Genomic DNA, 20,004 nt, shown 5'->3' with positions numbered 1-20,004 from the left:
TTGTTAAAAGTTAATGTGTAAAATAAGTTATACAAAAAAGAAAAGTCATCATTACGTTTAAAAATGATGACTTTTCTTCATATACTATTATCTACTTTTCATTCTCCTGCATTCTCAATAATTCTTCATCGATTCGTTTCACATCTATACGCTCATATAGTGGCTGTATATTGTTAATGACTTGTGGTAAAGTCGCATTTACTGCCCATGAATCTAATGAAATATTTAACATTTGTTGAATTTCCGCACAAGCAAATGGTAAAAATGGTTGCAATAATTGTGCTAAATTTTGAATAATGAAAACACATGTTGCAAGTGTTTCTTCGCATTTCTCAGGCTGTTCATTGACCGTGATCCAAGGTTTTTCATCATCAAAATAACGATTTGATGCTCGTATTAAGTCAAAAATGGATTCCAAGGCTGGCTTACTATTTCCTTGTTCAATTAATTCACCTACAAGCTCATATTGTTGTTGAACGAGCTTTTCCATTGTGGCGTTAATGGCCACTTGAGGTACTTGACTTGCGAAAGATTTTTCAATAAATTTCAAATTACGATTCACAAAATTAGCAAATGCACCTAAAAGCTCTCCATTATGACTATAAATAAATTCTCTCCATGAAAAATCAGCATCTCGACTTTCTGGTGCATTGATCGTTAAAAAGTAGCGCAATGAATCAGGATGGTAATTTTCTAACATATATGGTGCCCACACTGCCCAATTTTGACTAGTAGAAATTTTTCGCTTTTCGAGTGTCAAGTATTCGTTGGATACAATATTTGTTGGCAAACCCTTGTTTTCGATTCCCATTAAAATAGCAGGCCAAATCACACTGTGGAACGGAATATTATCCTTGCCATGTACATAATATGCCTTCGTATGTTCATTCCACCATTTCCCGATTTTTTGTTGATGCAGCCTACCCCACTCTATACTCGCGGTGTAATACCCAGCAACCGCTTCAATCCATACGTAAATTTTCTTCCCTTCAAATCCAGTAACAGGTACATCAATTCCATTTGGTAAATCTCTTGTAACAGCGCGGTCAGGTAGGCCTTCCTGTAAATAACGTTGCGTTAAATGAATGGCATTTTCGCGCCATCTTTTTTCATGCTGTGCTTGCTCAACGAAAGCTTCTAATTGTTGTTGGAATTGACTAAATGCAAAATAAAAATGTTCCGTTTCCTTTATTTCTGGTTCATTTCCACATAGTTTGCAACGTTTTTCAAGCAAGTCTAATGGGTCTAATATTTTTGAACAATAATCACATTGATCGCCGCGCGCTTTTGCCCCGCAATTTGGACATATCCCTTCAACAAAACGATCCGGTAAAAACTGCTGATCAATTGGACAAAACGCTTGTTCAATTTTCTTTGTATATAAGTGCCCATTTTTTAATAGTTGTAGGAAAATACTTTTCACCGATTCATGATGATGTTTTGCATCTGTACGCGTATATAAATCATACGTAAAGCCAAGACGTTGAAATGTATCAACGAATTCTTGGTGGTAACGGTCAGCAATCGCCGTTACGGTTGTATTTTCTTGATTTGCTCGAATAGAAATAGGCGTTCCATTACAATCACTGCCCGAAACATATAAAACCTCTTCCCCTTTCATACGGTAATATCTTGCTAAAATATCCCCTGGTAATAACGATGAAATATGTCCTAAATGTAACGATCCATTTGCGTAAGGCCATGCGCCTCCGATTAATACTGCCATGATACAATTCCTCCTATGCGACTTGAAAGTAACAACTTGATAATTCAAAGAAAACGTTAAACCCTGTTGGTGTTTTCCTTCCTAATCAAAGTGGGATGAACAGTTGTTACCATTGCATTGTCGATTAATTTTACCGTTTTTTCCACAAAAAAAGCCCTAATCGTATTTATACGATTAGGACGAATTTACTCGTGGTACCACCTAAGTTTTGATAATAGTTCGCACTATTAACCTCCATCAGTACGTGTTCATACTGCTGCTGTTGTAACGAGTGCCATTCTCGTCGTAGCCTACATCAATTACGCCTCGGCGTAATTGCGTCCAGATTTTTTTCAAGCTCGCTTGAAAATTTCATCTAAAAAATCTGTGACATCCGCTGGGGCTTAACTTGGTTTAGCCAGAGGCTGAATCAAGTTAAAATTTCGGTACGAAGCTCAAAGGTCATATTCAGTAAGTTTTGTTTGCTCCATTCCCACCATCAGAAGCTCTCTAAAAAACGCGGCTTACTTACTCTTCCTTCTCAACGCTAACTATTTCATTACTTCCCATAAATAAGGGCTAAAATACATTTTACCATCATTTTTTAATTTATCAATACTCTAACAAAGAAATTGTACCAGGTGCAGGGATGTTAAAAAGCACCGAACAAAAATTCACTCATTTTTGTTCGGTGCTTGCTAATTTTTTATCTCGGTAGATGATTTAATAATATTACCGTTATAAAATTGCACTTTTTCATAATCTTGCTTTGGTACTTGTAGCACAAATGTATGTGGAATGCCTTCTTTTTCACAGTTTGTTCCTTGCACATCCATTAACTGAACCGCTAATTTTCCAGCATCATTGTAAACACCGTCCACGGCAATACCACAGCTATCAGAATAGGTCACGAGAAATACGGCCATATAGTTGTCCATATCAACTGTAAAGCCTTCTACTTTAAAGCGGGCTTGTAGCTCCTTTAGCTGCCCTTCTGTACTGGCATATGATATATATGGGACAAGTGATTCGTAAACCGGTGCAATCTTTTCTTCGTATTTAACGATTTCAAACGGCACCGCCTGCTTTTCTGTAAATAGCATTGCACCATCGTTGTTACTACTACTGCAACCTGCTAACACTAATAAAAGAAGGAATATCCAGTATTTCTTCATGTTTGATTTCCTCCAGCTTCTCAAAAAAAATCTAGTTAATCCTTATATAATTTTATTAAATATTAATCAGTTTATCAAATTTTTGCTTTAATTGTTTGTGCACCCGGTGCAGGGGGAATAAAAAGCAAAAGCCATCATTTTATAGGAAACAAAATGATGACTTTCTATTGTTTAAAAAACCGTATTAATTCTATATTCTACTATAATAAATAACACCACCCTGCATTTTGGCTTCAACCATTTCATTTTCTACTAAATAGTCGAGTTGACCAAGCGTTTCTGACAGTGTTAATCCTAGCTGCTGTTGATATATTCGTTCAAATAACTGTGTCGTTAACTCAAAATTCGTTTGAGGCTTCACTAAATAATCATATACTTTTATAGCACGCTGTTTTTGGCGTTCAAGTCGCTCGTCAACTAATTTCCCGATTTCGGTAATTTCCCCTCCATGACCTGTATACAATTTTGAAACGTTTAAGGCCTTCAACTTCTGAAGTGACGCGTTATATTGTAATAATGATTTTGGACGTTCCATCGATAAATCAGCAGGTGGCTCTACTAAAGGATTCGATGATGTGCGTTCGAGCAATAAATCACCGCCGATACATTGTCTCGTCCCTTCCTCTAAAAATACGAGATGACTTTGCCCATGTCCTGGCGTTTCATACACCATTAACCCTTTATGACCTGGTATCTCATCCCCTTCTTTTAAATAGCCCGTTAAAGGTAGGGAGCCAAATAGTTCAATTTCACCTTTAACTTTTAAAATTCGTTGTATATATTTTTCTGGCACACCGCCTTCTTTTAATTGCTTGGCGTAAAACGTGTTGTGATAGTGAAGAAATTCAGGTGTTTTTTTCATCCAATGATCGACATAGGCGTGACCTAGTATTTCAGCATGGCTAAAAGCATCTACCCAACCTACATGATCTGGATGGTGATGGGTTAAAACAACTTGCTCCACATCCTTCATGTCATAGCCCGCACTTCGAATCCCCCATTTAAGTGCATCATAAGCTTCCTCTGTTTTTGGACCTGCATCAAACAATGTGAGTGCATCTCCCTTTACTAAAAAAGCATTGACATCCCCAACCGCATACGGTGTTGGTATTTCTATTTTAAAAGTTTCCATTGTCCAATCCCCTTTATGTCTATCTATTTGTGAATGGTTATTCATTTATTCTAACTCTTTATTTTCGTTTCGTCACGTTAAAGGTTGACAGTTTTGCCTTTCACTTATATAATTTTCGATAATTCAAAATTTATAGGCGATGAAAAAGCGAAGTAAATTATTGTGATGGTTAAAGAGAGTGCCGTAACCGCTGGAATCGGCATAGCCCGCTCAAATAATTGAACCTACTTTGGAGCCGTTATGAAAACATAACCGTACCCTTTGCGATAAAAAGGTGAATGAAGTTGCACATATTGATGTGAACATAAGGTGGTACCGCGGAAACAAGCGTTTTCGTCCTTGCAGATGCTAAGGATGAAAACGCTTTTTATATGGAATCGGAGGAGTTAATTATGCAAAAAATTATTTTTATTGGTGCAGGCTCGATGGCCGAGGCACTTATACATGGTTGGGTTGAAAATAAGGTCGTCAATCCGTCATCTATTTATGTATCCAATCGCTCCAATATCGATCGACTTCAACAACTCGTAACAAACTACGGTGTTAAGCAGCTGACCGCATATGAAGAATTGGACGATGCCAATTTAATTATTTTAGCGATGAAACCGAAAGATGCGAAAGAGGCGATGAACAAAATCCAACCTTTTATCAATCCAAATGCGGCGATTCTTTCCATATTAGCGGGGATTAGTATCGAAACGATTGAACAGCATCTCGGACAACGAGCAATTGCACGTGTGATGCCGAACACCTCCGCCACAATTGGGATGTCCGCATCAGGTATTGCATTCAATACGCTTGTTTCGGATGGTCAATGCGCTTATTATCGTCAATTGTTAGAAGCAGTTGGCATTGTTATTGAGGTAGAAGAGGATAAATTGCATGCTGTTACAGCTCTTTCAGGTAGTGGCCCTGCCTATTTATATTATTTATTAGAAGCATTTGAACGGGCAGGTGCCGAGTTTGGGCTTTCCAAAGAAGTTGTCCGTCAATTAATGGTGCAAACGATTGCTGGTTCAGCGGAAATGATTAAAACTGGTAAGGATGAACCTGAAGTTTTGAGACGAAAAGTGACAAGTCCAGGTGGCACAACGGAAGCTGGCATTCGCGCCTTAGAAGCGATGCAGTTTAATGAGGCCATTGCGAGCTGTATACGAAGTGCCGAAACACGATCAAGAGAGCTTGCGCGTGGGGAATAAAATTTTGCACTGAGGTATGTAATGCACCAGGTACACAAACAATTTTTATGCTTATGTAATACAAAAAATGTTTATAATTGTAATAAAATGGATATTAGCCGTTACAGGAACTGTATTTGAGGATTCGCGCATATAAGCAATATAAATGATAGTGAGAGAAAAAGCCGCAAACGTTCATTTAACAATATTCGCTGCTTTTTGGTTCGTGTTCAAACTTTTATTTGGGAACGTTTGAAGTTTAAAAGTTATGAATTTAATTTTTGCTTGTTCTATTTTTTTAACCTTATTAAAAAAAGAATTACGGGCAATCACTTGGCTACTTAACAGTGTTATCTGAATTTCCCCGTAAAACACCATATCCGGCGTGCGGTCTGTATGCATCCAAAATAGTCTTGAGTTCTGACGGTTTCTCAGAAAAAAGGAAAACGCATCAAATCCATGATTTGAAAGGATTTGATGCGCTTTTCAATTGATTCAAACCTAGTTCAATTCCTTTTCAGCTTGATCGGCTACATTATTGATTCTTTCTAACATAGGCGGATGGGAGTAGCGAAACCATTTGACAAGTACTGATGGATTTACTTCGCCAAGCCCAACTTTGGTCAACTGTTGAAACGTCGAGACCGCAGCCTCGGGATTTTCCATTAGTTCCATTGCATATTCATCAGCTCGGGTCTCTTGATAGCGTGAAACTGCATTGGACAGTGGGCTTGAAAAGAATACTAGAAAAGATGAAATCAATAAAAACAATGGCAATGAATGAATATTGCTCATTTGTTTAATTTTTAATATCGATCCATAACGTCTAATCATCCAAGGCATGATTTTTGCAATTGCCCATAGTCCAATGAGCGTCATCAACAAGTATACAGTGATGTTTAGGTAAATATCCTTTTTCACGTAGTGGCCCATCTCATGTGCCATTATAAAGAGTATTTCTTCATCCGTTAATCGGTTTAATGTCGTATCCCACAACACAATCCTCGAATTTTCACCAATCCCTGTTACATACGCATTTAATGCATTCGTCTTCTCTGACATATTCACTTCATACACATGATCTGAAGGAATATCTGCTTGCTCTGCGAGTGACAGAATCTTCGTCTCTAATGCTTCATCTTTTAGTGGAGAAAAATCATTGTATATTGGGTCGATCACGACTGGTTGGATGAACATAAGGAAAATTGAAAATGGAACAGTTAATGCCCATGCTGATAACCACCATCTCTTCGGACTTTTTTTAATGAGCCAATAGAGAACCGTGACCACGATAACGGACATCCCGAAAGCCATCCAAAAATCGATCACATTATCCCTCATCCACGAGGAAAAAGACTGCGTACTAATGCCATAGCTTTTACTCAGTACATACCGGAAATAATCTAGTGGAAATTGGAGAACAAACAATAGAAGCGATAGTAAAAATAAATACATTGCATTTCTCCAAATGGCCCATTTATGTTGTCTTGGGCACCATCTTTCGAACATACGTGAAATACCCGTATTCAAAATAACAAAGTAAAGCAACCATTCAAACGGCGTTGAGATAAAAAATAGGAAATTTCTTATTTTTGATAAATCATCACTTAACACCAATTCCCGCGCTGTTAGAAAAGTATTTGGATCTGCTGCCGTTCCTTTAAGAGCGGCTGGTATCCCACTATTTTGGCTATGAAAAAAATAGAAATACATCGCCACAACGTACAGACCAAATGTTAGTACAGCAAGTAAACCCCATTTTTTCTTAATTTCTTCTCCACCTCAATTCATTCGATTACCCTATCATATTATTGAAAGGTGGAAACTATTTTTCAAATTTTATTCATCTCCTTTTCTGACAGTTCTATACGCCTCAGATTCATCATAAATTGGAAAAAAGTTCACTTAATGTTTTATTTGAGTTTACAAGGAGTGTATCAAAATGTATGCGATTCATTTTTATGAAAAAAACACATCAGTTCTAAGTCAATATTTAAAACGTATACCAGAAGTCGATGAAAGTATCAGAATAAAAGGACGTAATGGAAAAGTTGTAAATGTCATCCAAATCGAAGAAAATAAATATCACGTCCAGGTAGTATTAGAAAAATTAATAAAAAAGGAACTATTACTAAAAGACGATAAAAAGAAAAGACGTTAGTGCATATGAGGAATGCGCGATCATTCCATTTTTAAAATAACATAAAAAGTGAAATTAGTAGTTTTCTATGTACCTCTTCCAGTTAAAATGCTATGATGATAAATAAGAACAAGTTTTTTTGTATCTTATCACGGTCTTGTAGCTCAGTTGGGAGAGCACCACCTCGACAAGGTGGGGGTCGCAAGTTCGAGACTTGTCGAGACCATCATTTAAAGCGCCTGAAAACGTTGTTATATCAACGTTTTCAGGTTTTTTCTTTTTGGATGACTTCCTACCTTATACCTCTATTTTAGGATTTGTCCGCAATTTGTCCGCAAGATTTTTTCCAATTATTTAGTGTTACTTTGGATTGCTTTGTGAAAAATATCTGCAATGTCGTTATCTGCATTCGGTAATAAATGTGCATAAAACTCGAACGTTATTTTTGGGTTAGCATGACCTAATCGTTTCGAAATTTTAACGACATCTACACCTTCTGAAATAAGAATCGATGCATGCGTGTGCCGAATATCGTGAAAACGAATATTTGGTACATTCGCGCTTTTAACAAGGCGCTTCATGACACGAACAACATTGCGTGGATCTTGTAAGGTCCCAGTATTGGTACATATGACTAAGTCGTTGTCTTCATATAGCTCACCTACTAATCGCTTCCACTCTTCTTGGCGTTGCTTATGCGTGCGTAGTTCATGAAGTACAAATTCTGGAATCGGAATTTGTCGTTTCGAGTTTTTCGTTTTTAATGTCGTAAACATATAACCGCTTTTAGGTACATGCGCTAACGATCTACTTACGTGAATCATCTTTTTATCAAAATCAATGTCACTCCACTTTAAGCCTAAAATTTCTCCTCTTCGCATGCCTGTATAGATAGCAAGTAAGAAGTTTGAAAAATACCCTAAATAAAAAACGACTGTTATAATGAATTTGGCATTTTAATTAGGAGGAAAGATATGATAAAAAAAAGCCCAAATTCACTAGTAGTATTATTGATAACTTATACAATCGCTATAATATATTTTATGTTTTTGGGATTTGATAGGCCGCAGATAAGTAACAGCGTTCAAGAGTACAATTTTTCAATAATTCCTACAAGCATACCTTTATGGTATCCAATAACAATATTCCCAAACGGTCGTTTAGGACCATTTGAAATCCTTGCTGCACTAAAGCCCCCGTTAGTTGAATAAGAAATTATTCGTACCCACCGTTAGCTTCAGGAAGTTTTTTATATTCTTCTTTATTTTTAACTAAAGAAAAAACATAATTTCGTAACTCAATTAATTGTTTGGCATCATCAGATATTTCACAGTACTGTTCAGAAACAGTATGAGTAAATACTTCAAGATTAATCGTAATTTCCCATTCATCTTCACTAAAGGGTTTTCGTAAACAATTTGTTTGTGGAATAAAGTTTTTCGTTCCTGTTATATTTATCTCTTTCATTTTCTGATAAATCATATCCATTTCTTCTGTTGTAAATGTCAAATTCGTTGTTACTGTTCCATCAGCTACTAAATCCTTTGTTACTGTGTCTTCATAGGTATTAATTACATTCCTTTTACCAACACCAAATTCCACGATAAAATCGAAATCACTTGGTATTGCTTCTGGCATATTAATAGTTACTTGCTTTTCTTGTGAACAACCAGCTAGGAGAAAACAAGTAAGAAGTAAAACAAATAAACCTGTCTCACTTTCCTTGAATTTATTTCGAAACATTTTCATCCCCCTTTTTTATCTATAATTGTTCAACTAACCTGCTACTTTAGTTCAATAAGAAAAAAGAGTGCCCAACTCAATGATCTTCAAGTAAAGCCCCCGTTAGTTTAAGAAATAACAAAGCACCCTATTTATATATTCTTATATTCTGGTGAAGCCATAACTTCTTCGAAGAACTTATTCTTGGCTTCTCTGTAAGCTTCCATTTCCATTCCTTCGTATTTCCTTTTTAAATTATCATATTCATTTCGATAATTATCATTCATTAGTAAGACATCGCGAAACTTCCAAAAGAAATCAAATTCTGAATTTATAACAGTTAATTGTACACCCATTGGAGGAACATTCGAATCATCCTTAAAGGCTCTGAAGGTTTCAGTTTTTACACTGCCCTCATTTAATTCATATAACTTTGAAAGTTCTTTAACTGCATTAGGAAAAATGTTGGCATTAACTCTCACTTGAATATCTAAATCTCCTTTTGTAATACTGTTTGGAATAGCTGTACTTCCCACATGCTGCACATCAGCTTCGGGTAGTAGCTCTTCAATTAAAGCTTTTTGTATAAAAAAAGTTTCCTCTGCTTTATCGTAAAGTAACTTATTATAAAAGAAATTAACTCTTTCCATCGTTATTCCCCTTTCTGCTTTTTTAACTTAACTGCTCCGTCGTATTTCAATAAGAACCCCTGAATATAAAAAAGAAAACATCGTAATAATAATACACGAATATCCCATACTTATTTTACTAAACGAATAAACTAATTCCTAAATAGAATATTGTAAAGAAATTACTGTGTTTTTATTTTGAATGCATCCGTTTGAAACCATTATATTTCTCATTGGAATATTGTTAACTTGAGTCATTCCTAAATAAGACTTGGCTCTAAATTCATTTTTCAATCTGTATAATCCTATTGAATGTAAGTTCTTTCCCAATCCTGTACCCAGAAAATTAGGATGAATGCCTATCCAAAAAATGCGTCCTTCATTATCTGTATTTGGTTCTATATGGGGTAAAACTACACCAACAGGTTCATTATTAACTATATACACTGTAAACATTTCCTTTACTTGTGACGGGAGTTCGGTCCTCATTCCAGTTAAAAACCTCTCTGTATCAATAAAACTTGTACCCATCACTTCAGATAAAAAAAAGATAGAGTTATTCTCAGAAAATGACCATACTTCATATTCTGGTATTGAAACATTTAATGGTGTCATTAAAGATCTCTTATATATAACCCTTTCACCAATAATATCCATTTTAGTACTAGTACAATTTAAGCTATCTAAAAGAATTTTAGGACACTCAAACCTAACTTTTTTCAGTTTACTACTTTGTAATTTATCTAAAAGTTCATTTATAAGTTCATCTATTTCAGAAGCAAAATGAAGTCTGTTCTCTAAAATTTCTAAAAAAATTATACTATCACTTTTTATGTAATTTACGCCAACTCTTTGTAAATGTTGAAGCAATTTATCCACGAATTTTCACCTCTTTTTATTTATAAAATTCTTCACTTTTCATCAATTTCCTTCTTCCACTATCCTGCTCCTTTAGTTCAATAAGAAAAAAAGAGCTGCCTATGCAACTCAATGATCTTCAAGTAAAGCCCCCGTTAGTTAAAGAAAGGTCTATTTATTTTACTTCTATTGAGAAGGCATAGTTCCCATTTCCCTTTTCCCAATTAGCTATTACATGATAAACGTACATCCCTTTTTCTTTAGGAACCATAATTGAGCTATTTTTCACTTATCATCAGTTGTACCAACTCAGGACTCTGAAGAACTTAGATTACAGGATATGCTTATGAATATGCTGACTCCTTATATTGAAAATGATTTGCGTAACTATTATTATCCAAAGATTGTAAAGGATTTTTCACCTAGTGTCGCCCCTTGGAAAATTGAGGTGTTAGAAACAAGAAGAATTAATGGCTTTCGTGGCTTCCAATTGCAAATTACATTTGACATAGAGCCTACTGATGGCGGGCAATGGATTCCAATAGGGAAAGACAGAATGACCTATGAAATTTCTTCTGGACCTGAAGTTAAATTAGTAAATCACACACACTTAAAAACATATAAATACCCTCCAGAATGAAAAATACAGCCAAAGCGTCGTTTGGGTACTTACTGTTCATAAGCAGCCAAAAAACCCACTCATTCAATTGAATGGGGGGGTGGTTCCCTAACTACCATTTGGGAACGTTTATTAGGTTTGTTTTGTATACTTTATAAATCGTTGTTACACAAAAGTCACTCGTCCCATTATTAAAAAGTGATACGAATTTTGTACAGCTTTATAAGTTGGCTAATTTACTACTTTTCCTTTGGTATTTAATATTTTAATTTCATAAGAGTCAATTTGAGGTAATGAATCTAGTTCTTTAGATTGTAAGGTTTTATTTATTGTTTCTTCAATTTCCATTGCCAACTTTTGTGCATCCTTACCTGTACCTTTTATTGATGTATAAATAGTAATGGATTTTTGGTATTCGATATTTATATCTTCAACTATGTCGTATTCTTCTTTTAGACCTATCCATATAGTGTGTGTTAAAAGTAAAAGTTCTTTATTATTTTTTCGAAGTTCTTCATTCAAAAGAGATAAATCCAATCTCATTACTAAAACTGTATAGTCTTTTAATATAGATGGTTTAATTTCAATTTTTGCAATGGTTTCAATTTCCCTTTTAATTGAATTGAAATATTCCTCATTCTCTGAAACTTGTATCTTCAATTCTTTCGTTGAGGACGAACCTACAGAAAACTTCAAGTCCTTATATTTCTCATGAATTTTTTCAGTTATCGAGTTCAATATAGAATGAGTTAGTTTTTCTTCTTTAGAAAATGAAGGTTTTTGTTCCTCTTTATTTGCAACAGCACTATCACTTTCTAAAAGGTTATTTAACAGGATAAATGAGGCTATACCCACTATGAGTATTCCAACAATAATCAATATCCTTTTTAACATATAATCCCTCCGTTAAAAAGGTACGTCTTGTATACCTGAAAAATTCCATGAAAAATCAAATTGCTGTATTAGCTGTTAAAATTATTCCCAAAACACCCCCTATTCAATTGAATGGGGGTGTTGGTTCCCTAACTTTGATTTGGGAACGTTATTTCAGCATCCATATGAATAACAATACATAATATTATATAACACGATATATAATATTTTCAATATTACGACTAATGTAGCTATAATAGATATATTACATAATTTAGAAGGAGTGTTGATAAAGGATTGAAGAAATTATTGATTGTTGGTGCGAGTGGTTTAGTTGGAAAAGCTTTAGCAAAAAAGTGTGAAAATGATTTTGATGTTTATGGAACATATTTTACATCTGCTACAAACCTTCCTGATAACAAACAGTTTCAAATGAATATTCAAGATGGTGAAGTACTGAAAACAATACTAAATACTGTTGAACCTGATATTATCATTTCGTGCCTACACGGTGATTTTGAACAATTATTGGAGTTTCATAGACTTTTAGCTGTCGAATTAAAAAACAAAAGTAGTTTACTTTACTTTTTGTCTACGACAAATGTATTCGATGGGGACTTATCAAGACATCATAGTGAAACAGATGAACCTAATTCAAAATCTGAATACGGACAATATAAGATTAATTGTGAAATAATGCTTCAAGATTTGTTAAAGGAACGTGCAATAATCATTAGAATCCCAGGTATTTGGGGAAAGAATTCTCCAAGATTTAATACACTTCTAAAAAACTTAGAAACAAATGAACCTATACAAGCTTATTGTAATTTAGAATGCTCATTCTTAACAGATGTCCATTTAGCCCAGCAATTGCACTTCGTCTTAAAAAATGAAGTACGTGGAACTATTCATTTGAGTTCCGAAGACAAAATAATAGAATCTCAATTCTATGAGGAAATAATAAAAAAGCTAACACCTAACGAAATAAAGGTTCAATATAATCATTATCAAGATAAAGAAAAGCTTTATTTATTTGGTTTAGATTCAATACGAAATGAATTTCCGAAAACTTTAAATATAAAAAACAATGAAATCATAGATTACTTAGCAAGAAAGACCGTAGATCAAATTTAATTTATAACGTTAGATAGTAAAGTTTCCAAAGCGTAATTTAAAGGACATTTTAATCATAAGCAGCCCATTCATTAGAATGTTGTAATGTTTAATAAACAAGATACTTATGAAAGAAGGTTTTTTTATTGGAGTCTTTGAACCGCTTTTATGGTCACTAGTTGTATTTTTTGGCTTACAGACAATTATTGTTACATTCAACAATACAGCTCCAAAAGCTAAAAAATATGCAATAATTACTAGTGTATTGGTGTTTCTATTAGTTGCATCAGATGATATTATGAGATCATTAATTTGGTAGAATTAAAAAATCTAAGTTGTTCGTTTAAAATCGAACAACTTAGATTTTAGACAAGCTCGATACTATTTGAATTTGTCTACAGTATATTTCAAAGACACAACGATTTTACTACGCAATTTTTATTTATCCCACACACTCATCTGCTAGTACTACTATTTTTTATTATGAAATTAGCCGTTTCACTCGGATGGCTAAGAGGAAAATGATGACCATATGGAACAAAATCAACCATACCAAGATTCGAAGGAGCAGAATAGCCTCTGTCATAATCCCCCCAAATAATGTGAAGATTATACTTTGTTACTTCATTGAAATCACTTTGATAGTTTTTCAATAGTAAACTGTTAAGCTGAACCGTAGTATTTAAAATTCTAGGAGAAGTAAAACTGTTACTTATTTTTTTAATATAATGTTCAGGGATGCTCTCCGTACTTTCAAACAAACCATTACTTAATACATAACGCTCTATCAAATTAATAGTTGCCAATTTCAATGTCCATTTGTTCATAAATTGAGGAACATTAAGTACTTTAGCATTTCTTTTAGCAACAGGTGGCTGAAGTAAAGTAATTGTATACTTCTTATCTATGTACTTTTGTACTAATGCTTCCAAAAGAATAAACGCACCAAATGAATGGCCAATTAGATGTGCACCATTAGTAGCTTTCTCCAACAACTTTTTCACTACATTCAAATAGATATCTAGAAGATTTTTCTCTCGTTTAAAAGGAGAACGTCCCAAACCTGGAAGATCCAAGATCCATACAGGTTGACCCGTTTTTTCATGAAGCTCTTGTCCTAAAGGAAATAAATCCTCTCCATCACTCAATAAACCATGTAATAAAATAAACGGTTTACCCTCTCCTTGTAATTGGTAAATGGTAGTGTTATCGCATAATGTTCGTTTAAATAAATGATTATGCTGGCCATTTGGATACATCATTCGATAATCCAGATCAGCTACTACGGCAGGGAAAAATTTCATTACACTCGTCTTCTTAAACCAATCTTCTCCCATAATTTTTTTCGCTGAACCATTTGAAAATGTTCGGTTTGTAATAAAATTCAGTCCATCAGAAGGAATTTGTGTTATTTTACTTACTCCACTATTCATAATTGTTTTCATAAGTGGCATTGGGACAGAGATTTTAGGTGCCTTTATATTCATACTTTCCGACATAACACTTAATAATTCAGAAATGTTCTGATCATGCTGTTTGTCTTCAACAAGTGTATATGTTTGAATAGTCGGTTGCCCCAATCTGAAAACCTGGACAATAAACTTCGCAAGCTCATCATTTGAAATAAGTGGTAAACTATATCCCTTACCTCCAGGAATCACTCGCATGAGCCCTCTGCGCATACTCATCACAAGCAAGCCTAAGCCTGCTATCTGCTCTGTACTCCCTGTTTGACTACTACCAACTACTGTTGGTGGATTAATTACAGAAAGTGGATAACCTACAGCAGATGCCTGCTGACGGATATAAAGATCTGCTAAAAATTTTGTTCTCTCATATGGATTTTTTATTTTCAAATAATGGTTTCCTTCTTTATACACATCAATCGCAATCTTGCTATTTTTATCATCAAAGGGACTCATATAACCTACAACATGAATAAATTGTTGCAATCCCTTCAATTGATGAATATTTTTAGCGAATTCACTAATATGTTGGGCACCATTCAAAAATACGGAAGCTGCCTCTTTGCTTGTCGCTTGAATATCCATGGGGCCTCCTGCGTGAATAATCACATCCGTTTTCAATACCCTCTCCTTATCTTCAGCACTTAGACCTAAGTCTATTTTCGTCAAATCACCTTCAATAAAGTGCATAACTGCCTCTTTTAAGATACCTCTTTCTTGATAAATGCGTGTTGCTTTACTTTTCGACCTCACTAAAAGGAGTATTTTAACATCCTCTTTGGCTAATTCTTTCACTAATTGCTTTCCAATAAAGCCTGTTCCACCAGTTAAAAATACTGTTCTCATATAAAATCCCCTTTTAGTACTATTCAGTACTAATTTGATGTGAAAAAAATGCTTCTTTTATCGAAGCAAGTTAAAAAAATGATCTGCAGTTTTCGTGATTACAGTTGCATCCTTCATTGTTTCTGAAATAAATAGCGCTCCTTCAAGATTTGTAATAAAAAGTGATGCAACCTCATCAATATTAATCGCATTTCTGAATTCCCCATTCTCTACCCCTTGTTTAAGTAATAGAGAAACTTTCGTTTGTAATCCTGTAAAAAAAAGACCTATCTTTTCTTTTACTATTGTGGCATTTGCAGGGCTTTGAATATAAAGCGTAATAAATGGACAGCTCCCCTTATATTCTCTCGACTGAACTCCTTGCGATAATTGCTTTAAAAACAGTTGAATACGATCTTCAACTAAAAATTGGTTCTGAGAAAGTACGTCATCAATTGCAGATTGATACATTTCAATCCAATAATCAACGACCCCTTCTAATAATTCTTCCTTATTAGAAAAGTGATAATACACATTAGACTTTGAAACTTTGCTTACACGCACTAATTCATCCATACTTGTATAAGCAAACCCTTTTTCTAAAAATAATGTTGCAGCTACTTCAATCACACGTTTTTGATTCAATAATTTTACCTTTGTCATGAGTAGTACTATATAGTACTAAAGTGGATGTTGCAAGTATTTATATTGGTTTAGAAACAGTTTAATTAAAAAAGTTCCTCTAACATTGATTTTACTACCAAAAATGATCTCATATTGAACGAAGATGATCCGAACCCTGAAACTATTAATACATTCCGTCAAATAGGACTTCTTTACCTTCTTCATTTTTATTCCATTGATAAACAGTTATGTAAGTTGTCTTTTCTTTAGGCAGTTGTCTCAAAGATTGTTGCTACTGGTTTGACTATCTTTTTCAACTAAAGCCTTTAGTAGCAACAGCTCACGCCCTCTATATTACAACATAAAAACCAATACCCTTGTTCAACTAAACTGCTCCGTTAGTTAAAGTACATTTCACAATGGATCACCGAAGCCTACTTGATGTTTTAGACATAAAAATAGACCATCGAAATGATGGTCTTGTTTAACTAAAGCCCCCGTTAGTTTAAGTGAAAAGTATCACAATTCACCTTCATCTATTTTCTTTACTTCTTCTGGAAATAGAAAACTAATTAGATTTTTGAACATACCTTGTCGATACATACATAAGAGGATTTCTTGAATAATTTCTTCATACTCTATATTTATAGTAGATGAAATTATAGTCATTGTTTGATTTAAAGTCGGTAAACCATTTTCAAACAACTCAGATGGGTATTCTGTATCTATCCTAAAAGAATTTGGTTCTTGGTGTAAACGGGCTGTTAGATGGAACATAATATATTCAAGTTTCTTTTTATCTTCTTCAAAAATACCTAGACAAAGAAGTTTATGCCAGTATGGGTATTTTAAATTAGGTTCTACCAATATAGAAAGGCGTTTTAAACTTCGTTCTAAAGAATAAATTTTCCCCTCTAATTCTTCTATTTTGTTTTGCTGTTCATCCTTCATATTAATTCCTCTTTTCCTGAAAAATCTCTATACTGCCTTTTAGTTGAACACCTTTATTTTAACTAATTCGTTATCCATCTTAAAATCCCTCTACTTAAACTAACCTGACCCGTTAGTTTAAGTACATTTCTTCACAATATTTACAATTACATTAACATAAATATCCAATAAAAAATCATCTAACCTCTAAGAAATCTACAGAGAAAAGATGATTTACTTTATTATAAATAATCGTTCTTTATTATAAATAATCAATCTTTATTACAAAGCTACATTTTATATTCCCTACTTCTAACTATGCCTAATTGCAAGTGACCTTTTAAGCACGATACTTACGTGCATTAGGTCAAACTACTGGAGCCCCCGTTAGTTGAGTAAGAACAGAGACGCTTATTCAACAATCGCGCCCGATTATTGAAGTTCGGTTTTAGGCTAATCCACTTCACATATTTACTTTATGAAGCTTCAAGATGAAGACTGCTGCCACGATAAGAAGGGACACCGTCAGAAAAGTAACTGCGAACGCGCTTTGCCCACTTGCGTACAAAGCTGCGGAAGCAACAATGAACACAACCAGCTTAAGCGTAGTTCGTATGGGGAAGGAGAAGATGGGAAGCGACGCCTTCGGGGAGAGAAACATACCCCATAGAGTGGCTATGACTAGTGGCGTGGCAACCGCAAGTATAATTTTGACCGCTGCCCCTGTCTTGATATGATAACCCCAGTAACTGAACGCAACCATTGCACCAAGCTCCAGTAGAAAGAATCCGGTGAGGACACTAACACCTATCCATTTTATTTCCATCCTACTCTTCCTCCCAATAAAAAGAATTAAGAAACTAATGTTAATTTTTTTATATACAATATGTTTCGGTCATATTCTAAAATCCTGCCATTTAACTTACTAATAATTATTTCAAAATTCTGGATTTGAGCAATCGCTTTATTCCAGAAAATGGCCCGATTGTTGTACAAAAGTTAAACAACGCTCTTCAACTAATCTGCCCCTTTAGTTCAATAATAAAAAAAGAACTGCATATGCAACTCAATGAACTTCAAGTAAAGCCCCCGTTAGTTCAACAATCCATTATTTCTCATGAACTTTTACATAAACACTTCCAAATAGTCTATCTCCAATATAAGCATCTAACTTCCACATTCCACTTTTAGGGAGCATCATATTTGTTGGATAGTGAGTATCTGCACCATTATTAGGGCTAAGAAAAGAATTTCCCCCTTTTGGTACAATTATTATTTTCTCATTACTATTTTCATGAGTTCCTAAAACTTCAAAGTCACCAATCAACTCATCTTCATTTCCCCAAAAATGCCACATGTACTTTTGGACTTTATCAGGGTAAAATCTAACAACTTCGGCATCATCGTAGATAAAACCTAAGCGTCCTTCTTCACCAATCATTGTGTAACCGTCCGATTCAAAAAGTGGACTTTCATTCCAATTGTGTTGAATAACTTCTTCTTTTTTCTCAATTGACTCTTCGTCATTACAGCCCGCAATTACTAACGATAAAATTACTGCGAAGATTAAAATTAATCTTCTTTTGAACATCAACGCACCCCCGTCTTTTTATGTTTATTCCCACTAAACTTAAAATATCATCTTCAACTAAACTGCCCCGTTAGTTGAATGAAAATTTAATTTCTATTGTCGTAATATCCCAGACATTCACTTTCACTATGATTGGTTTTCTCGATTGTCATTTCTTCAGAACGAGTGCCATTTCTATCCATCACGTTAATTTTCTCACAGAATTGCACAACGTTTTTCTCCTTTTTTGTTAAACCATATAAATATTTCAATTGTGGTTCATCCTTAAAAATCACCATATAGCGTTGATGATAGACACTGTGATTGGCACTGGACTTTGGCGCTATTATATGTTGCTCTATTATAACTTCATTCGTGTACCCCAAATGCTCCAAATGAGCTGGAATATGCTTATTAACTAGATAATTATGATAAGGATTTCCATTATTAAGAAGATATATAGTAATAAAGGGAAATGAGAAGATCCCTATAATAATACTACCTATAATTATGATTAAAACATTTTTTTTGGTTAACAAACCTATAACACTCCTTCTTTTTTATCACTGCACCATAACAAAACTATTGAAGTATCCTGCTCCTTTAGTTCAAGAAGAAAAAGCTACCCAAAGGCAGCCTTGTTTTGCTAAAGCCCTCGTTTGTTGAATAACATCATTTTGAGGAAACGCCTCATAAAAAGAGACTCCTTTAATTATGTAGTCTAATTTTGTTTGTATTTTTGTTTTAGAAACGGTACTACCATTAAAGCAACTACTAATGAAATTAGAGGGGAAATAATATTCCAAGACGTGAAGTTAATTTCTAATTCAGGATAATAGTATTTCATATACCAAATTTCATATAGTCCATTCAGAAACAATGTTATTAAAGGTGCAATAAATACCTTTTTAACAAGAGCCGATGCTATAACACCTAATCCAATAACTATTAAGGGAACAATGAACAACTGCATCAGAAAAGGGTCTATTGATTCAATATATCTCATAATATCCCTCCGTTTAATTATATATTGCGATAATGTTTCTGAATCAGACTAAGGAATAACGACCGACATATTACCTTTATAGTGTAATATTACACTATTCGGGATTTATTTCAATGTTCTATTGTATTATTATTTGATTAATATTCACTTACTAAAGAGGATTCGAACAAATAGGTGCCGATTATTATTTCTATAATGCTTATTGAACTAACCTCCCTCTATAAACATTGAGATATCAACGGTTTCCATCACTTCGTGATTTAAGAAAAATATTTTTCTCCCCTCTGATAAACAGAGTCTTGAATTTATAGATTATATTACCCAGTAAAGCGTACGCTTCGCTAAAACTAATGGAAATCATTAGCTTTTTTATCCATTATTTTGATGCACAATGGATCTCTGCGATGCTTATGACGACGTACCCTCCCATGTCTCTTAG

21 protein-coding genes, 1 tRNA gene and 1 other annotated feature are annotated in these 20,004 nt (G+C 34.3%); of the genes, 6 read left to right on the top strand and 16 right to left on the bottom strand.

Annotation, left to right across the window (positions count from 1 at the left end; genetic code table 11):
* Positions 1-91: 91 nt before the first annotated feature.
* The 3 genes from metG to CSE16_RS08465 form a co-directional block, all read right to left on the bottom strand.
* Positions 92-1,726 (bottom strand): methionine--tRNA ligase, encoded by a 1,635-nt coding sequence (metG, locus tag CSE16_RS08475; protein ID WP_099423500.1) that lies wholly within the window; start codon positions 1,724-1,726, stop codon positions 92-94.
* A gap of 172 nt (positions 1,727-1,898) precedes the next feature.
* Positions 1,899-2,259 (bottom strand) — a binding site (T-box leader).
* 144 nt (positions 2,260-2,403) lie between these two features.
* Positions 2,404-2,880 (bottom strand): putative periplasmic lipoprotein, encoded by a 477-nt coding sequence (locus CSE16_RS08470; protein WP_099423499.1) that lies wholly within the window; start codon positions 2,878-2,880, stop codon positions 2,404-2,406.
* A gap of 190 nt (positions 2,881-3,070) precedes the next feature.
* Positions 3,071-4,012 (bottom strand): MBL fold metallo-hydrolase, encoded by a 942-nt coding sequence (locus tag CSE16_RS08465; protein ID WP_099423498.1) that lies wholly within the window; start codon positions 4,010-4,012, stop codon positions 3,071-3,073.
* Positions 4,013-4,404: 392 nt separating this feature from the next.
* Between CSE16_RS08465 and proC the strand changes: the two genes are divergently transcribed.
* Positions 4,405-5,211 (top strand): pyrroline-5-carboxylate reductase, encoded by an 807-nt coding sequence (proC, locus tag CSE16_RS08460; protein WP_099423497.1) that lies wholly within the window; start codon positions 4,405-4,407, stop codon positions 5,209-5,211.
* 480 nt (positions 5,212-5,691) lie between these two features.
* Here proC and CSE16_RS08450 read toward each other — a convergent pair whose 3' ends face one another.
* On the bottom strand, positions 5,692-6,960 hold the full coding sequence (locus CSE16_RS08450) for a M48 family metallopeptidase (RefSeq protein WP_099423495.1): 1,269 nt from the start codon (positions 6,958-6,960) through the stop codon (positions 5,692-5,694).
* A gap of 172 nt (positions 6,961-7,132) precedes the next feature.
* Here CSE16_RS08450 and CSE16_RS08445 point away from each other — a divergent pair, with 172 nt between their 5' ends.
* Together CSE16_RS08445 and CSE16_RS08440 are read left to right on the top strand one after the other, a co-directional pair.
* Entirely contained in the window at positions 7,133-7,351 is a 219-nt protein-coding gene (locus tag CSE16_RS08445; protein ID WP_099423494.1) for a hypothetical protein, read from the top strand.
* Positions 7,352-7,483: 132 nt separating this feature from the next.
* Positions 7,484-7,556 (top strand) — tRNA-Val (locus CSE16_RS08440).
* A gap of 124 nt (positions 7,557-7,680) precedes the next feature.
* Here the strand turns inward: CSE16_RS08440 and CSE16_RS08435 are convergent.
* Positions 7,681-8,223: a site-specific integrase gene (locus CSE16_RS08435; protein WP_256376319.1), complete on the bottom strand. Its 543-nt coding sequence runs from the start codon at positions 8,221-8,223 to the stop codon at positions 7,681-7,683.
* 81 nt (positions 8,224-8,304) lie between these two features.
* Between CSE16_RS08435 and CSE16_RS21635 the strand changes: the two genes are divergently transcribed.
* Complete coding sequence (locus CSE16_RS21635) at positions 8,305-8,541, top strand: hypothetical protein (protein ID WP_099423492.1); 237 nt, start codon at positions 8,305-8,307, stop codon at positions 8,539-8,541.
* A 4-nt stretch (positions 8,542-8,545) separates the two neighbouring features.
* Here the strand turns inward: CSE16_RS21635 and CSE16_RS08425 are convergent, their stop codons facing one another.
* The 3 genes from CSE16_RS08425 to CSE16_RS08415 form a co-directional block, all read right to left on the bottom strand.
* Positions 8,546-9,073, bottom strand: a complete 528-nt coding sequence (locus CSE16_RS08425; RefSeq protein ID WP_099423491.1) for a hypothetical protein — start codon at positions 9,071-9,073, stop codon at positions 8,546-8,548.
* A 131-nt stretch (positions 9,074-9,204) separates the two neighbouring features.
* The gene (locus tag CSE16_RS08420) at positions 9,205-9,702 is read right to left on the bottom strand and encodes a GrpB family protein (protein ID WP_099423490.1); all 498 of its coding nucleotides are present in this window, start codon (positions 9,700-9,702) and stop codon (positions 9,205-9,207) included.
* 138 nt (positions 9,703-9,840) lie between these two features.
* A complete protein-coding gene (locus CSE16_RS08415; RefSeq protein ID WP_099423489.1) occupies positions 9,841-10,560 on the bottom strand; it encodes a GNAT family N-acetyltransferase in 720 nt (239 codons plus the stop codon).
* Between the two features lie 319 nt (positions 10,561-10,879).
* Here CSE16_RS08415 and CSE16_RS08410 point away from each other — a divergent pair, with 319 nt between their 5' ends.
* On the top strand, positions 10,880-11,179 hold the full coding sequence (locus CSE16_RS08410) for a DUF3888 domain-containing protein (RefSeq protein ID WP_099423488.1): 300 nt from the start codon (positions 10,880-10,882) through the stop codon (positions 11,177-11,179).
* Positions 11,180-11,389: 210 nt separating this feature from the next.
* On the opposite strand, the gene CSE16_RS08405 is transcribed toward CSE16_RS08410, so the two are convergent.
* On the bottom strand, positions 11,390-12,052 hold the full coding sequence (locus tag CSE16_RS08405) for a hypothetical protein (protein ID WP_099423487.1): 663 nt from the start codon (positions 12,050-12,052) through the stop codon (positions 11,390-11,392).
* Positions 12,053-12,328: 276 nt separating this feature from the next.
* Here CSE16_RS08405 and CSE16_RS08400 point away from each other — a divergent pair, with 276 nt between their 5' ends.
* Positions 12,329-13,165 (top strand): sugar nucleotide-binding protein, encoded by an 837-nt coding sequence (locus CSE16_RS08400; RefSeq protein WP_099423486.1) that lies wholly within the window; start codon positions 12,329-12,331, stop codon positions 13,163-13,165.
* Positions 13,166-13,599: 434 nt separating this feature from the next.
* Here the strand turns inward: CSE16_RS08400 and CSE16_RS08390 are convergent, their stop codons facing one another.
* From CSE16_RS08390 to CSE16_RS08360, 7 genes are all read right to left on the bottom strand, one after another.
* Positions 13,600-15,456, bottom strand: a complete 1,857-nt coding sequence (locus tag CSE16_RS08390; RefSeq protein ID WP_099423484.1) for an alpha/beta fold hydrolase — start codon at positions 15,454-15,456, stop codon at positions 13,600-13,602.
* A 57-nt stretch (positions 15,457-15,513) separates the two neighbouring features.
* Positions 15,514-16,098 (bottom strand): TetR/AcrR family transcriptional regulator, encoded by a 585-nt coding sequence (locus CSE16_RS08385; protein ID WP_099423483.1) that lies wholly within the window; start codon positions 16,096-16,098, stop codon positions 15,514-15,516.
* A gap of 480 nt (positions 16,099-16,578) precedes the next feature.
* Entirely contained in the window at positions 16,579-17,010 is a 432-nt protein-coding gene (locus CSE16_RS08380; RefSeq protein WP_099423482.1) for a hypothetical protein, read from the bottom strand.
* 442 nt (positions 17,011-17,452) lie between these two features.
* A complete protein-coding gene (locus CSE16_RS08375; protein WP_099423481.1) occupies positions 17,453-17,815 on the bottom strand; it encodes a YrdB family protein in 363 nt (120 codons plus the stop codon).
* 282 nt (positions 17,816-18,097) lie between these two features.
* Positions 18,098-18,580: a hypothetical protein gene (locus CSE16_RS08370; protein ID WP_099423480.1), complete on the bottom strand. Its 483-nt coding sequence runs from the start codon at positions 18,578-18,580 to the stop codon at positions 18,098-18,100.
* Positions 18,581-18,666: 86 nt separating this feature from the next.
* Positions 18,667-19,098 carry a DUF3139 domain-containing protein gene (locus CSE16_RS08365; RefSeq protein WP_253896205.1) on the bottom strand — a complete coding sequence of 144 codons (432 nt, stop codon included), beginning with the start codon at positions 19,096-19,098 and terminating at the stop codon, positions 18,667-18,669.
* Positions 19,099-19,280: 182 nt separating this feature from the next.
* Positions 19,281-19,565, bottom strand: coding sequence for a DUF2651 family protein (locus tag CSE16_RS08360; protein WP_099423479.1), 285 nt, complete (start codon positions 19,563-19,565; stop codon positions 19,281-19,283).
* Positions 19,566-20,004: the final 439 nt, after the last annotated feature.

Source organism: Solibacillus sp. R5-41, from assembly GCF_002736105.1.
Taxonomy (GTDB): Bacteria; Bacillota; Bacilli; order Bacillales_A; family Planococcaceae; genus Solibacillus.
Note: the sequence above shows the minus strand (reverse complement) of the source record. Positions and strands in the feature narration are given on the sequence as shown.

Excerpts from the sequence above, each read along its gene's own strand:
- metG (WP_099423500.1), bottom strand. The coding sequence starts at position 1,726 with ATGGCAGTATTAATCGGAGGCGCATGGCCTTACGCAAATGGATCGTTA.
- CSE16_RS08470 (WP_099423499.1), bottom strand. The coding sequence starts at position 2,880 with ATGAAGAAATACTGGATATTCCTTCTTTTATTAGTGTTAGCAGGTTGC.
- CSE16_RS08465 (WP_099423498.1), bottom strand. The coding sequence starts at position 4,012 with ATGGAAACTTTTAAAATAGAAATACCAACACCGTATGCGGTTGGGGAT.
- proC (WP_099423497.1), top strand. The coding sequence starts at position 4,405 with ATGCAAAAAATTATTTTTATTGGTGCAGGCTCGATGGCCGAGGCACTT.
- CSE16_RS08445 (WP_099423494.1), top strand. The coding sequence starts at position 7,133 with ATGTATGCGATTCATTTTTATGAAAAAAACACATCAGTTCTAAGTCAA.
- CSE16_RS21635 (WP_099423492.1), top strand. The coding sequence starts at position 8,305 with ATGATAAAAAAAAGCCCAAATTCACTAGTAGTATTATTGATAACTTAT.
- CSE16_RS08425 (WP_099423491.1), bottom strand. The coding sequence starts at position 9,073 with ATGTTTCGAAATAAATTCAAGGAAAGTGAGACAGGTTTATTTGTTTTA.
- CSE16_RS08420 (WP_099423490.1), bottom strand. The coding sequence starts at position 9,702 with ATGGAAAGAGTTAATTTCTTTTATAATAAGTTACTTTACGATAAAGCA.
- CSE16_RS08410 (WP_099423488.1), top strand. The coding sequence starts at position 10,880 with ATGCTTATGAATATGCTGACTCCTTATATTGAAAATGATTTGCGTAAC.
- CSE16_RS08405 (WP_099423487.1), bottom strand. The coding sequence starts at position 12,052 with ATGTTAAAAAGGATATTGATTATTGTTGGAATACTCATAGTGGGTATA.
- CSE16_RS08390 (WP_099423484.1), bottom strand. The coding sequence starts at position 15,456 with ATGAGAACAGTATTTTTAACTGGTGGAACAGGCTTTATTGGAAAGCAA.
- CSE16_RS08385 (WP_099423483.1), bottom strand. The coding sequence starts at position 16,098 with ATGACAAAGGTAAAATTATTGAATCAAAAACGTGTGATTGAAGTAGCT.
- CSE16_RS08380 (WP_099423482.1), bottom strand. The coding sequence starts at position 17,010 with ATGAAGGATGAACAGCAAAACAAAATAGAAGAATTAGAGGGGAAAATT.
- CSE16_RS08375 (WP_099423481.1), bottom strand. The coding sequence starts at position 17,815 with ATGGAAATAAAATGGATAGGTGTTAGTGTCCTCACCGGATTCTTTCTA.
- CSE16_RS08370 (WP_099423480.1), bottom strand. The coding sequence starts at position 18,580 with ATGTTCAAAAGAAGATTAATTTTAATCTTCGCAGTAATTTTATCGTTA.
- CSE16_RS08360 (WP_099423479.1), bottom strand. The coding sequence starts at position 19,565 with ATGAGATATATTGAATCAATAGACCCTTTTCTGATGCAGTTGTTCATT.